General features: G+C 69.7%; 12 protein-coding genes and 1 other RNA gene. 7 read left to right on the top strand and 6 right to left on the bottom strand.

The genetic code is table 11. From position 1 onward, the window contains the following. Positions 1–19: 19 nt before the first annotated feature. On the top strand, positions 20–1054 hold the full coding sequence (gene cobC / locus VG296_RS22655; RefSeq protein ID WP_325568814.1) for an Rv2231c family pyridoxal phosphate-dependent protein CobC: 1035 nt from the start codon (positions 20–22) through the stop codon (positions 1052–1054). Here cobC and VG296_RS22650 read toward each other — a convergent pair. Continuing rightward, on the bottom strand, positions 1022–1825 hold the full coding sequence (locus tag VG296_RS22650) for a mechanosensitive ion channel family protein (RefSeq protein ID WP_325568812.1): 804 nt from the start codon (positions 1823–1825) through the stop codon (positions 1022–1024). The two genes, cobC and VG296_RS22650, sit on opposite strands and share 33 nt — an antisense overlap. A 67-nt stretch (positions 1826–1892) precedes the next feature. Here VG296_RS22650 and VG296_RS22645 point away from each other — a divergent pair, with 67 nt between their 5' ends. The 3 genes from VG296_RS22645 to rnpB all read left to right on the top strand — a co-directional run bounded on the left by VG296_RS22645 (position 1893) and on the right by rnpB (position 4251). After that, entirely contained in the window at positions 1893–2570 is a 678-nt protein-coding gene (locus VG296_RS22645; protein ID WP_325568810.1) for an HdeD family acid-resistance protein, read from the top strand. 28 nt (positions 2571–2598) lie between these two features. Further along, on the top strand, positions 2599–3804 hold the full coding sequence (locus VG296_RS22640) for a M20 family metallopeptidase (protein ID WP_325568808.1): 1206 nt from the start codon (positions 2599–2601) through the stop codon (positions 3802–3804). Between the two features lie 41 nt (positions 3805–3845). Next, positions 3846–4251: RNase P RNA component class A (rnpB, locus tag VG296_RS22635), an RNA gene on the top strand. Positions 4252–4297: 46 nt separating this feature from the next. Here rnpB and VG296_RS22630 read toward each other — a convergent pair. From VG296_RS22630 to VG296_RS22620, 3 genes are all read right to left on the bottom strand, one after another. Next, positions 4298–4513: a cold shock domain-containing protein gene (locus VG296_RS22630; RefSeq protein ID WP_325568806.1), complete on the bottom strand. Its 216-nt coding sequence runs from the start codon at positions 4511–4513 to the stop codon at positions 4298–4300. A 237-nt stretch (positions 4514–4750) separates the two neighbouring features. Then, positions 4751–5893: a glycosyltransferase gene (locus VG296_RS22625; RefSeq protein ID WP_325568804.1), complete on the bottom strand. Its 1143-nt coding sequence runs from the start codon at positions 5891–5893 to the stop codon at positions 4751–4753. 496 nt (positions 5894–6389) lie between these two features. Next, positions 6390–6602: a hypothetical protein gene (locus VG296_RS22620; protein WP_325568802.1), complete on the bottom strand. Its 213-nt coding sequence runs from the start codon at positions 6600–6602 to the stop codon at positions 6390–6392. Between the two features lie 150 nt (positions 6603–6752). Here VG296_RS22620 and VG296_RS22615 point away from each other — a divergent pair, with 150 nt between their 5' ends. Continuing rightward, a complete protein-coding gene (locus VG296_RS22615; protein ID WP_325568800.1) occupies positions 6753–7166 on the top strand; it encodes a DUF3052 family protein in 414 nt (137 codons plus the stop codon). Between the two features lie 8 nt (positions 7167–7174). Here the strand turns inward: VG296_RS22615 and VG296_RS22610 are convergent, their stop codons facing one another. Beyond that, positions 7175–7795 (bottom strand): DUF998 domain-containing protein, encoded by a 621-nt coding sequence (locus VG296_RS22610; RefSeq protein ID WP_325568798.1) that lies wholly within the window; start codon positions 7793–7795, stop codon positions 7175–7177. 78 nt (positions 7796–7873) lie between these two features. Beyond that, a complete protein-coding gene (locus tag VG296_RS22605; protein ID WP_325568796.1) occupies positions 7874–8587 on the bottom strand; it encodes a histidine phosphatase family protein in 714 nt (237 codons plus the stop codon). 169 nt (positions 8588–8756) lie between these two features. Between VG296_RS22605 and VG296_RS22600 the strand changes: the two genes are divergently transcribed. Next, entirely contained in the window at positions 8757–12038 is a 3282-nt protein-coding gene (locus VG296_RS22600; protein ID WP_325568794.1) for a lectin, read from the top strand. Between the two features lie 129 nt (positions 12039–12167). Further along, entirely contained in the window at positions 12168–13175 is a 1008-nt protein-coding gene (locus VG296_RS22595; protein WP_349259663.1) for a LacI family DNA-binding transcriptional regulator, read from the top strand. Positions 13176–13192 lie beyond the last annotated feature (17 nt).

The raw sequence follows: 13192 nt of genomic DNA, 5'->3' as shown, positions 1-13192 counted from the left end.
GGGGCGCCATGATGTGCGAATGACCGACGCGCCCGACCTGAGGCATCACGGCGATCGCGAGGTCGGCCCCGGGCTGGTCGATCTGGCGGTCAATGTCCGGATTCCGCGGCCGCCGCGGTGGCTGCTGGACCGGATCGCCGCCACGTTGCCGGAGCTCGCGGCGTATCCGGATGCGACGGATGCCACAACGGCGGTCGCGCGGCTGCACGAGCGCCCGCTGGACGAGGTGCTGCTCACGTCGGGAGCGGCGGAGGCGTTCGTACTACTGGCGCGGGCCCTGCGGCCGAGGCGGGCGGTGGTCGTGCATCCGCAGTTCACCGAGCCGGAGGCGGCGCTTCTCGCCGCGGGCCACAAGGTCGAGCGGTTGCTTCTCGCGGCCGAGGACGGATTCCGGCTGGATCCCGCGCTCGTGCCGGAGGACGCCGATCTCGTCGTCGTCGGCAATCCGACCAATCCGACCGGCGTGCTGCACCCGGCCGCGGCCCTGTCCGCGCTGGCCAGGCCGGGCCGAACCCTCGTCGTCGACGAGGCCTTCATGGACGCCGTCCCCGGCCGGCCCGAAACCCTCGCCGCGGCCCGGCTGCCCGGCCTCGTCGTTCTTCGAAGCCTGACGAAGACCTGGGGCCTGGCCGGTCTGCGCATCGGTTACGCGGTGGGCGACGCGGCCGCGCTCGCCCGGCTGCGCGAAGCACAGCCGCTCTGGTCGGTCTCCAGCCCCGCGCTCGCGGCGGCCATCGCGTGCAGCGAGCCGTGCGCGCAGGTCGAGGCGGAGAAGCTGGCAGTTGCGGCGGAGGCGGATCGGCTCTATCTGGAGCGGCGGCTGCTGGAATCGCCGGGTGCCACACTGCCCGCGCGCGAGCACGCCCGTGCGCCCTTCGTGCTCTTACACATCGAGGGTGCCGACAAGCTGCGGCTCAGGCTGCGTGAGCGCGGCTTCGCGGTGCGACGCGCCGACACGTTCCCCGGCCTCGGCCCCGACTGGCTACGCATCGCCGTGCGGGACCGGAGCGTGACCGACGCGCTAGTCGCGGCGCTGCGTGAGCTCGGCGGCTAGCACCGGCTCGGCCGAGGAGGGGGCGGGTGGCTCGGAGTACGGCGGCGTCGGCGGTTGGTCGTCGAAGGCTCCCGGCGGGCCGATCACCGCCGTCAGGATCGTCGAGTTCGGCAGCAGCAGTTCGCCGCGGGCCGTCGCCAAGCGCACGTACGTGAGCGTCATGTCGACGACCTCGCCGGTGTACGGGCCGCCGATCGGTCCCGAGCGGATCGAGATCTCCTGCCCGACCGTCACCGGCCGCACGACCAGCAGGATCAGCCCGGCGAAGACGTTGTTGAGCGACTGCTGCGCCGCGATGCCCAGGATCACACCGGTGATCGAGGCGCCGAGGGCCAACCGCTCGATCGGCACGTTGAGCGCGCCGAGCGTGCCGAAGATCACCAGCAGGTAGCCGGCGACCAGGCAGATCCAGCGCAGGCCCACCTTCCGGTCGTCGCCGACCTTGGAGGGCACGACCTTCAGGATCTCCTTGGTGGCCGAGCGCACCGCGGTCACGCCGGAGGCGAAGAAGACCACCGCGCCCGCGATCGCGCAGATCGTGGCCACCGTGTGGTAGCGCTGGAAGTACGCCACGGGGGCGCTGTTGGAGCCGAGCACTCCGCCGGAAGCCCAGGTCAGTGCGAGACCGAGGCAGGCGACCACGGCCGCGGCCAGCGCACGGCGGAAGTCGGCGCTGATCGCGTGGTTGATCGCGGTCAGGTGCTGCTGCCAGGCTTCGAGCGAGTAGTCCTCGCGCTCCTCTTCTTCGGACGGTTCGGGAGTGGCGGACATGAGAGCATCGTACCGAGGGCTTTGTCGTGACTAAGCGTCGGAATATTGCTGAAGGCGAGCGAGCAGCATGAGCGATCCCCTGGAGGGAGAGGTCGTCGAGCCGGGCCATGGCGGTGGCGAGGGTGCCGGCGAAGGCGGAGGCGGCGGTCGGCCGGGTGGTCATCCGTTGATTCCCGCGGGCCGCTGGCGCAAGATGTGGCTGCTGCCGGTGCTGTTCGGCGCGGCCGGCGTGGTGCTGGGCGTGCTCGTGCTGATCTGGCCGGGCCACACGGTCAAGGCCCTGACCGCCCTGTTCGGCGTCTACCTGCTGCTCACCGGCGGGTACCGCTTCGTGGCCGCGGTCCAGCTCAAGGGCGTGGACCCGGTGGCCCGGGTGGTGGCGCTGGTGCTCGCGGTGCTCTCCGTCGCCTTCGGCGTGGTCTGCCTGGCCCAGCCGTTCAACGCGGCCGCCAGCCTGGCCCTGGTCGTCGGCCTGTTCTGGCTGGTCAGCGGCGCACTCAGCGCCTTCGGGGCACGGCAGCGGGCGCGCAGCACGCCGGGCCGCTCGCCCGGGATGACCGGCGGGTTCTTCGCCATGATCGTCGGCGTGCTGATCATGCTCTTCCCGGGCGCCAGCCTCGTGGTGCTCGCCTGGATCCTCGGCCTGTGGCTGATCTTCTTCGGCGCCACGGCGCTCGCCACCGGACTGGCCGCGCGCAAGCTGCTGGAAAAGGCCAGGGAAGCGGTCGCCCTGTACTGGCCATAGCCCGCGGGTGCCCCTTATGCTCCGGGGCATGTCGAACGATGCCGCGGCAGTCACCGCAGACGCACAGGAACTCGCCCCCGAACTGGCCGAACTGCGCCGCGCGATCCACCGCGAGCCGGAGCTCGGCCTCGAACTTCCGCGCACGCAGGAGAAGGTGCTCGGCGCGCTCGACGGGCTCGGCCTCGAGCTGACACTCGGCAAGGCGCTGAATTCCGTCACCGGAGTGCTGCGCGGCGCCAGGCCGGGCCCGACCGTGCTGCTGCGCGGAGACATGGACGCGCTGCCGCTGCGCGAGACCGCGGTGCACGATGTGCAGGTCTCCCGGTTCGAGGGCGTGATGCACGCGTGCGGCCACGACCTGCACACCAGCATGCTCGTCGGCGCGGCCCGGCTGCTTACGGCGCGCCGGGAGAGCCTGGCCGGGAACGTCGTGTTCATGTTCCAGCCCGGCGAGGAGGGCGAAGACGGCGCGGGCCACATGCTCGCCGAGGGCCTGCTCGACGCCTCCGGAGCCAAGCCGGACGCCGCGTACGCGCTGCACGTGTTCAGCAACCAGGTCCCGCGCGGCGTGTTCACGGCCAAGGCTGGGCCGCTGATGGCCTCCTGCGCCGATCTGCGGGTGACCGTGCGCGGCCGGGGCGGCCACGGTTCCATGCCGTACCGCGCGAACGACCCGATCCCCGCCGCCTGCGAGATGGTGACGGCGATTCAGACCGCCGTCACGCGCAAGTTCGACATCTTCGACCCGGTCGTGGTGACCGTCGGCTCCTTCCACGGCGGCACGAAGGAGAACATCATCCCGGAGACCGTGCACTTCGACGCGACGGTCCGCACCTTCTCGCAGGCCACTCAGGAGAAGGTGCGTCCGGTGCTGCTCGGCCTGATCGAGGGCATCGCGCACGCGCACGGCCTGGAGGTCGACGCGAGCTTCGCGGGCCTGTACCCGGTGACGGTCAACGACGCGGCGGCCGTCGACACCGTGCAGCGGACGGTCGGCGAACTGTTCGGCGAGGAGCGCTTCGAGCGGCTGCCCAACCCGCTCGCCGGGGCCGAGGACTTCTCCCGGGTGCTGCAGCGGGTGCCCGGCGCGATGGTCTTCCTCGGCGCGGCGATCGACGGCCGGGACGTGGACACGGCCCCGTCGAACCACTCGCCCGAGGCCGCCTTCGACGACGGCGTGCTGCCGGACGGCGCCGCGCTGCTCGCCCGACTCGCGCTCGGCCACGTGGCCTGATGCGCGTTCGGTGATCGCAGGCGTTACACTTTGCGACGCGGCGAGTCGGTCGGGCGACCGCGAGCACGCCGGGTGACCGGCGGGTTCGAGGAAAGTCCGGGCTCCACAGGGCAGGGTGGTTGGTAACGCCAACCCGGGGTGACCCGCGGGACAGTGCCACAGAGAACAGACCGCCGCCCGGGCCCGACAGCCCGCGGCGGTAAGGGTGAAACGGTGCGGTAAGAGCGCACCAGCGCCCACGGTGACGTGGGCGGCTCGGTAAACCCCACCCGGAGCAAGGTCGAGAAGGGCCGGACGAGAGTCCGGCCCGCGCAGACGTCCGAGGGCGGCCCGCCCGAGTCTGCGGGTAGACCGCTGGAGGTGCGCGGCGACGCGCATCGTAGATGGATGGTCGCCACACGTCCCCCGGGACGTGGACAGAACCCGGCTTACAGACCGGCTCGCCGTCAGATGGGGCCGGATCCACCAGGATCCGGCCCCATCCGCGCGGGGTTCACGCGCTCGGCGTGAGGACCGCCAGGTTCACCGCGGAGAGGCGGTCGGCGCCCTCGTCGAGCTCGAAGGTGACGCGCGTGCCGTCGTCGAGGAAGGTGATCTCGGCCGCGACCAGGGCGGACATGTGTACGAACACGTCCTTGCCGCCTTCGTCGGGGACGATGAATCCGTATTTCCTAGCGACGCTGAACCATTTGACGGTGCCTTCGGCCATGAGTTTTCCCTTCGGGACGGCGACGGCCGCCCGGAAATGACGGAATAGAGCGGAGATCAGAAGAATCGACCTGTCCGGGGCCCGCGAGGGCTGCGGCTGCGAGGTCGTCGGGGAGTCCGCCGATCCGGGCGGCTCGGGCCCGGTTGCCGATCGACCGGTGTACTGGCGGTTGGAAATCCGCCGTGCGTTAGTACCGGTGCCACCCACAGTACTCTGCCGGGTAAGGCCCGCGTGGATTCACGCCTGCGCGGTCGCCGACTCGGCGGCGAGGACGTTGCGTGCCACGCCGCGGAATGCCGCGGCGATGCCGGGCCAGGCGAGTTGCGGGGCGAGCTCTGCGCTCCTGGTCTGCATGCTGTGCGCGAGGTCGGGCTCCGTCAGTACCCTGCGCAGCGCCCGGGCGAGTGCTACCGGGTCGCGGTGCGGGACGACCAGGCCGGCGCCGTCGCCCAGCAGGTCGCGTGCGTGCGGGAATGCGGTGGCGACCACCGGGCGGCGGGCGGCGACGGCCTCGGTGAGCACGGCGGAGGTCGCCCGGTCTCGTGCGTCGTAGGGCAGCAGCACTACGTCAGCGCGTCGTACGAGCGTGGCGAGAGCGCCCGCGGTGCGATACGCGGAGTCGAAGGTGACGAGGTCGGTGACGCCGCTCTGTTTGGCGGTGTGCCGCAGCAGGTCGGCGTAGGCGTCTGCCTGACGGGCGCCGATGCGGGGGTCCTGCTGCCCGCAGACCAGGTAGTGCGGGAGGGGATCCACGTCACGCAGGTGGGCGAGCGCGGCCACGGCGTGCTCGATTCCCTTGCCCGGGCCGATCAGACCCCAGGTCAGAATGGTCGGCGGCGTGGGATCGCCGCGGTGGCCGGCCGGGCGCGCGGGCGTCACGCCGGCGGCGCCGCGCGGGATCACACTCACACGGTCAGCGTCGACACGGTACTGGTCGTACAGGATCGCGGCGTCGGTCGCCGAAAGCACGACCACGGCCGCGACGGCGTCGATGATGCGCTCCAGGACCTCACGGCGATGCGGCGCCGCGTCTGCGGGAACGGTGTGCAGGATCGCGATCACGGGTGAGGTCACGGCCTCGATCACGTTGAGCACCTCGTCGCCGTCCGGCCCGCCGTAGACGTCGAAGTCGTGCTGCACGATCGCCACGTCGTACGCGTTGAGGGCGTCGATCGCCTTGACCGCGGTCCACGGGCGCCCGTTGATCAGGAAGACCGTCGGGTCCTCCCGCGGCCGGGGGCGGACCCGGTCCACGACATGGATGATGCCGCAGCGTTCGCCGAGCTCCGGGTCGTGCAGATGCTGGGCGAGCGCGAGGCTGTGGGTGGCCAGCCCGCAGCGGGTGGGCGGGAACGTGCTGAGGAATCCGTACGTGACCATGGGGCCTGCCTCACCGCAAACGGAGTCGCCGCCACCGGCCCGCGGCCGCGTCCGGTGTAGTACCGCCGCAGTGGGCCACGGAACTCGAGTCCGTGGCCCACTGCGGCGTCAATGCTTAACCGGTTCCGCGGGCAAGCCTGTCCAGGAGCCTTCCGGTCTCCTCGGCCACGCGCCGGTAGGAGGCTCGGGCCAGGCGCTCCGCCACGCGTGCTCCTTCGAGGCCGTGGCGATCCGTGATTGGTTCGGCGTGCTCAGTCTGCGTCGTACGCGGGTGCACCGCCGCGCGCTCGGCGCGTTCCCGTGCCGTGCGCCACGCCCGCTGCGCCGATCGTCGACGCAGGATGAGTTGCTCCCGGCTTTCAGCGGCCGGCGGAGCGGCGAGAGAAGTAGTCTGGTCGGTCGGCTTGGAGGTTCCCATGAGGGACCGCCGATCTTCTCGCGTCGGCGAGAATCTTCAGCACCGCGCGGTGCGGCGTGCCCTCAAGGATACCCGGTCTCACCTGTACTTGCGGCCCGCGGGCAGTTCCTCGACGTGCAGTGAGGCCGGGTTTCCGGCCGCCTTGAGTTCGGCGATGCACGCCGCGGCCTTGTCCGGACTCGGATACCGGTACGCGTTGGCCCGCACGTACGTCAACCCGTCGACCCCCCACGATCTGCCCCAATAAGTGTCGGAATCCGACGCGACGATCCAGCTCGTGGTGGTCTGCATGCCCTCACATTAGGCCCGGCCCACCCCAGCCGCAATCCTCGCTGATCAGCTCCGGTGCGCGTCGGATCCGCGGCGGAGCCCCGCGGCACCGGCGACGTCTCAAGATATGAGACCTCCATGTCGCGGTGACGTGTTTGTATGCTGACCGGCATGGTCGAGACTCCCACGCCGCTGGTGAAGAAGCTGGGCATCAAGTCAGGCCAGCGAGTCGCGGTGCTGAACGCGCCGGAGGGGTTCGCCGCCGCGCTCGGGCCGCTGCCGGGGGACGTGGAGTTCTTCGACGTGTTGGACGCCGCGGAGGCATTCGACGTCGTGCTCTGGTTCGGCACCGAACGGGCCGGCCTCGAGCGGATCATCCGGGACGTGCGCGGCGTGCTGGAACAGGACGGCGGGCTCTGGATCGGCTGGCCCAAGCGGGCCTCCGGCATCCAAACCGAGGTGACCGACGACGTCGCGCGAGAACTCGCGCTGCCCACCGGCCTGGTGGACAACAAGATCTGCGCGATCGACGCGTCGTGGTCTGGGATTCGCCTCGTGATACGGCGCGAGCTGCGTAAGCGCTGAGACCCCCGCTACATGTCGCGCCAGAGTGTCTGGCCCTTGACCCACCAGGCGAATCCGAACGCGAACGTGGCGATCGCCTCGCACCAGAACAGCGGATGGACGGCGTCGGTGAAGGACCTGGGGGAGAACGCGGTGAGCACGGCCAGCACCGTGAACAGCAGGATGAGCCAGCCGCAGATCCGGTAGACGAGATTCCGGGTGTTCTTCGCCGGCGTTCGTTGCGTCGGCGGCACATTCGAGCGCGTGAACAGCAGCAGGCTCATCAGGGCCATCGCGACGAAGAAGCAGACCGCGAAGACGTCGTGCAGCACGCCGACGACCCGAGCCAGGCTCGACGCGTTCGGCGGCAGCGTCGGGAAGAAGGCGACGGCTGTCGCGAAGGCTCCGGCGAGTGTGGTGATCACGTCGTCCCAGTGCTCGTAGCGATAGCAGATCAGGAAGACGCCGATGGAGCACAGCGAGCCGACGAAGACGTTGCGCATGTCCGTGTAGTAGTAGCTGCTGACGGACTCGAGGAGTTGCCACTTCCCGGTGCTGATCGAGTAGCCAAGCGGCAGCACGATCGGCAGCAGCGATCCGATGAGTCCGATGGCGCGGCGCAGAAAGAGGTAGGAAACGGCCAGTTCCATCCTGGGCGCCCTTCGCGATTCGGCCTCAAGTTGGTGTGTTCGGGCCGGTCAGAGCGGTGATTCCCGCTGGCGGCGCGCTTAGTCCTCCAGATGCGCGCAGTCGTTGAGCCTGGCCAGCCGCCAGCGCACCGGGAGCGGGTGCCCGCGCTCCGGGTCCCAGGGCGTCGCCGGATCGTCATCGGTGACCCACTCGGTGATCGAGGCGCGGCCGATCTCGACATCGAAGTTGCGGTGCAGCGGCAGCGCGCCGAACGCGATCAGCGACGCCTCGACGGATTCCTTGTGCATCGCGGCGAGCACGGTGCCGCCGGCGTGCCGCGCGGCCAGTCCGGTGAGCGCGCGGCCCACCCGGGCGACGAGTTCGGCCCACGACTCGTTGCCCTCCTCGAAGGGCACGAACACGCCGCCGTCCGGACGCCCCGACTCGTCGCGGTGCTGGAACTCGGCGCGGATCCGCTCCCAGCTCAGGCCGTCCAGCGAGTCGTCCAGGTGGTAACCGCACAGTCCGCAGTCGTGCACCGGGGCGAGCGGCGCGAAGGCCTCGGCGAGCATTCCGGCGGTCTGCGCGGCGCGGTGGATCGTCGAGCTGTAGACGGCGTCCGGCTTGAAACCGCTCGCCGTGAGCCGGTCCCGCAGCCGCACCACCTGCTCCCGGCCGAGTTCGGTCAGGCCGCGGCAGGCGCGCGGCCCGGCGTATACGCCGTCGGACTTGCTGTACGAGTCGCCATGGCGAACCAGGAGCATGCGCGTCGTTGACACGGTCTGATCATGCCACTCCTCCTCTGATGTCATGTCAAAAATCATCCAGGGATTCTCCTCCAGCGGCTTGACAGTGCCCTGAGCCGGTGACAACGTTGTCATCACTCAGTCGCCCTCACTGAGCGCCAGTGCACCTTCCCTGATTCACCCGCTCGGCCGGGTACGCCCACCCCTGCGCCCGGCCAGGAAGGAACCGCGCACCATGGCACAGCAACCGGCACAACGGCGTGCCCTCGCCCTGTTCGCGACGGCCACGCTCGCCCTCGCCGCCGCTTCGGCGATCCCGGCCTCGGCCGCCACCCGCGCCGCGCTCGTCTCGAACCCGGCGTCGCTCGTCAACCCCTTCATCGGCACCACGAACTCGGCCGACGACTTCCCCGGCGCCGACGATCCCTTCGGCATGGTCCAGTGGAGTCCGGACACCCCGAGCCGCCCGGACGGCGGCGGCTACGAGTACAACGACTCCTCCATCACCGGCTTCAGCCTCACCCACCTGTCCGGGCCCGGCTGCTCGGGCGAAGGCGACGTGCCGATCCTGCCGACGGTCGGCTCGGTGAACACCGGCGCGACCGATTCCTTCTCGCACAGCGGCGAAAGCGCGTCCCCCGGCTACTACTCCGTGCAGACGTCGAACGGCGTCACCACGCAGCTGACCGTGACGCCGCGCTCGGGCATGGCCTCGTTCACGTTCCCTTCCACGACTCAGGCCAACCTGATCTTCAAGCTCAACGGCAGTGCGAACACCGACTCCAACACGCAGTTCAACATCGTGAGCAGCACCGAGGTCAGCGGCCAGGTCACCAGCGGCGGCTTCTGCGGCGCGAGCGCCGGCTACACGGTCTACTTCGACGTGGTCTTCAACACGCCGTTCGCGACCAACGGCACCCAAGCGGTCACGGCCGCGGTCAAGGCGCCCGCCGAGGCGAAGAACGTGCATCAGTTGCACGGCACCCTTCCGAAGCCGAAGGCCACATCCAACGCCGTGACCCCGAACGCCTCCGCGAACGACGGTTACGTCACCTTCAACACGACCTCGAACCAGACCGTGCTCGCGAAGGTCGGCGTCTCCTTCGTCTCGGTCGCCAACGCGTCGCAGAACCGTACGACGGAGAACCCGAACTGGGACTTCGCGTCGACCAAGACCGCCGCGAACACCGCGTGGAACAACGTGCTCGGCCGGATCGGGATAGCCGGCGGCACCTCCGCGCAGCAGACCGTCTTCTACACCTCGCTCTACCACGCGTCGCTGCACCCGAACATCGTCAGCGACGTCAACGGCCAGTACCCCGGCTTCAACGGCTCCGTGCATAGCGTCGATTCGGGCCACTCCGCTGAATACGGCAATTACTCCGGCTGGGACATCTACCGCTCCCAGGCGCAACTCGAAGGCCTGATAGATCCGCAGGCCGCCTCCGACACCGCGCAGTCGATGGTCGACGACTATGCGCAGACCGGCCTGTTCCCGAAGTGGTCCGAGGACAACGGCGAGACCTATGTCATGGTCGGCGACCCGGCGGACTCGATCATCGCGGACTACTACGCATTCGGCGCTCACAGCTTCGACACGTCGACCGCGCTCAAGGACATGCTCGCCGAGGCGACTAACGCCAACAACGACCGTCCCGGCCTGACGTATCTCGAACAACTCGGCTATCTGCCGTCGAACGGAAGCTACGGCTGCTGCAACTTCTACGGCCCCGCGGCGACCACCCTCGAATACGACACGGCGGACTTCGCCATATCGGCGCTCGCCGGATCGCTCGGCGACACCTCCGACCAGACCGCGATGGCGAACCGTGCGCAGGACTGGCAGAACGAATACGACCACAACAGCGGATTCATTCAGCCCCGCGATTATTCGGGCACCTGGACCTCCGGATTCAGTGCGTCCTCGCAATCGAACTTCGTCGAGGCGGACTCCTGGATATACACGCCGATGGTCCCGTTCAACGTCCACGGCCTGGCCACGGCGATGGGCGGAAACTCGGCGCTCAACACGTACCTCGGCACCGTGCTCTCCTCGCTCAACGGCGCCAACGGATACGCCGACTTCGGCAACGAGCCGTCGCTGGAGATCCCGTGGGAGTACGACTACACCGGCGAGCCGTACAAGACGCAGAGCGTCGTGCGCCAGATCCAGGATCAGATCTGGACCGACGCGCCCGGCGGGCTCGCGGGTAACGACGACCTCGGCGAGATGAGCGCGTGGTACGTCTGGTCCGCGCTCGGCATGTACCCGGAGACGCCCGGCACCGCGGATCTCGCACTCGGCTCGCCGATGTTCACACAGGAGGTCGTCACTCTGCCGAGCGGAAACACGCTGACGATCAACGGCAACAGCGCCGCGGACAACGCACCGTACGTGCAGTCCGCGACCTGGAACGGCTCCGCATGGAACGACGCGTACGCGCCGAGCGGCGCCATCAGCGGCGGCGGCACGCTCACGTTCACGCTGGGCACGTCGGCGAGCACGAGTTGGGCCAGCGCCACGAATGCCGCACCGCCCTCGTACGCGGGAAATCCCTCGTACACGGACACCGGCATCTCCGCCGACTCTGCATCATCGAGCGCTGACTTCGACGGAGTCGGCTACAGCTACTCGGCCTCCGCGCTCAGCGGCGACGGAATCGCGCCGGGTTCGACGGTGACGGCCAACGGCGTCTCCTTCACCTGGCCGAACGTGGCCTCGGGTCAGCCGGACAACTACCAGGCGAACGGCCAGACCGTCGCCGCCGCCGGATCCGGCGCGATCTCGTTCCTCGGATCGGCGACCAACGGACCGTCTTCGGGCACAGCCGTCGTCACCTACACCGACGGCAGCACCCAGAGCGTGCCGATCTCGCTCAGCGACTGGACCCTGAACGGCGGCGGCGCCTCCGCGCTGGCCGATGACACGACCGTCGCGACGATGAGCTACCGCAACCAGGCCGGAGCGTCCTCCAACAGCGTCTCGACGTACCTGTTCGCGACCAAGCCGATGAACCTTTCAGCCGGGAAGACGGTAGCGAGCGTCACCATGCCGTCGAACGTCGCCGCGGGTGGCCTGCACGTATTCGCGATCGGGTTCACCTCGGCCCAGTCCCCGGCGGTCGGCGCCGTGTATTCGGGCGCCTCGTCCGGGGTACTCAGCGGTCTGTGCCTCGACGACAACGGCGGCGGCACGACCAACGGCACGCACGTGCAGATCTACACCTGCGGCGGGTCCGCGGCGCAGCAGTGGACGGTCGCGTCCAACGGCACGATCCAGGCCGAGGGCGGGTGCATGGACGTGAGCAACAGCGGCACGAGCAACGGCACCGTGGTCCAGTGGTGGACCTGCAACAACACCGGTGCGCAACAATGGCAGGTGGGAGCGAACAACTCCCTGGTGAATCCGCAGTCGGGAAAGTGCCTGGACGATCCCAATTCGACGACCACGTCCGGAACGCAGTTGCAGATCTACACCTGCAACAGCACGGGCGCGCAGAGTTGGACGTTGCCCTGAACAATCCGTCCGCGCGTTCTCTCATGCCTCTCGAACGCGCATGACTTATGGTGACTCGCAACAGCGGGCAGCGCCCCGCGTGAACCCCTTTTTGGAGGGCCAGGAGTGAGCCGTTCGACCACCCAGACCATGCGCTCGGGTCGCGCCACGATGAACGACGTCGCGGCCCGGGCGGGCGTGAGCCTCAAAACGGTCTCCCGGGTGGTCAACGGCGAGCCCGGCGTGCTGCCGGCCACCGCCGAGCGGGTTTCCCAGGCGATCGCCGACCTGGGCTTCCGCCGCAACGACTCGGCGCGGCAGTTGCGCACCGGCCGCGCGGCGGGCATCGGGTTGATCCTGGAGGACGTTGCCGACCCCTTCTACTCGGTGCTCACCCGCGCGGTGGAGCAGGTGGTGCGGGACAACGACTGCCTGCTGCTGACCGGCTCCTGCGACGACGACCCGGACCGCGAGCAGGAGCTGGCCACGGCCCTGTTCGAGCGGCGCGTGGACGGCCTGGTGATGGTCCCGGCGGCGACCGACCACTCGTACCTGGCGCACGAGATCAAGGCCGGGATCCCGGTCGTCTTCGTGGACCGTCCGCCGATCAACCTCGCGGCGGACGTGGTGCTCGCGGACAACGTGGGCGGCGTGCGCGACGGCGTGCGCCACCTGATCGACGGCGGGCACCGCCGGATCGCCTACCTCGGCGACGATCCGGCGATCTTCACCGCACGCGAGCGGCTGACCGGCTACCGCAGCGCGCTGGCGGCGGCCGGGCTCCCGCTGGACGAGGGCCTCGTGGTGATGGGCAAGGCCGAGCCGGTCGCCGTGCGCGCGGCCCTGGACCGGCTGCTGTCCCGGCCGGACGCCGCCACCGCGCTGTTCTGCGGAAACAACCGGCTGACCACCGCCGTGCTGCGCGAACTGTCCGGGCGGGTGGACCGGCCCGCGCTGGTCGGCTTCGACGACCTCGAACTCGCCGACCTGATCTCGCCCGGGCTCACCGTCGTCGCCCAGGATCCCGCCGGTCTCGGCCGGATGGCGGCGACGCTGCTGTTCGACCGGATGGCCGGGCTCTCCGACGCGCCGCGCCGCGTCGTGCTGCCCACGGTCCTGATCCCGCGCGGCTCCGGCGAACTGCCGCCGCGCGGCTGACCGATCATCTGCCGGCG

It is taken from the genome of Actinospica sp. (assembly GCF_035552695.1).
GTDB lineage: Bacteria > Actinomycetota > Actinomycetes > Streptomycetales > Catenulisporaceae > Actinospica.
This window is presented reverse-complemented; position numbering and strand designations above follow the sequence as displayed.

Bases quoted from the DNA above. Each gene is read 5' to 3' on its own strand.
- cobC (WP_325568814.1), top strand. From the start codon at position 20: ATGACCGACGCGCCCGACCTGAGGCATCACGGCGATCGCGAGGTCGGC.
- VG296_RS22610 (WP_325568798.1), bottom strand. From the start codon at position 7,795: ATGGAACTGGCCGTTTCCTACCTCTTTCTGCGCCGCGCCATCGGACTC.
- VG296_RS22600 (WP_325568794.1), top strand. From the start codon at position 8,757: ATGGCACAGCAACCGGCACAACGGCGTGCCCTCGCCCTGTTCGCGACG.
- VG296_RS22630 (WP_325568806.1), bottom strand. From the start codon at position 4,513: ATGGCCGAAGGCACCGTCAAATGGTTCAGCGTCGCTAGGAAATACGGA.
- VG296_RS22620 (WP_325568802.1), bottom strand. From the start codon at position 6,602: ATGCAGACCACCACGAGCTGGATCGTCGCGTCGGATTCCGACACTTAT.
- VG296_RS22640 (WP_325568808.1), top strand. From the start codon at position 2,599: ATGTCGAACGATGCCGCGGCAGTCACCGCAGACGCACAGGAACTCGCC.
- VG296_RS22605 (WP_325568796.1), bottom strand. From the start codon at position 8,587: ATGACATCAGAGGAGGAGTGGCATGATCAGACCGTGTCAACGACGCGC.
- VG296_RS22595 (WP_349259663.1), top strand. From the start codon at position 12,168: ATGCGCTCGGGTCGCGCCACGATGAACGACGTCGCGGCCCGGGCGGGC.
- VG296_RS22650 (WP_325568812.1), bottom strand. From the start codon at position 1,825: ATGTCCGCCACTCCCGAACCGTCCGAAGAAGAGGAGCGCGAGGACTAC.
- VG296_RS22645 (WP_325568810.1), top strand. From the start codon at position 1,893: ATGAGCGATCCCCTGGAGGGAGAGGTCGTCGAGCCGGGCCATGGCGGT.
- VG296_RS22625 (WP_325568804.1), bottom strand. From the start codon at position 5,893: ATGGTCACGTACGGATTCCTCAGCACGTTCCCGCCCACCCGCTGCGGG.
- VG296_RS22615 (WP_325568800.1), top strand. From the start codon at position 6,753: ATGGTCGAGACTCCCACGCCGCTGGTGAAGAAGCTGGGCATCAAGTCA.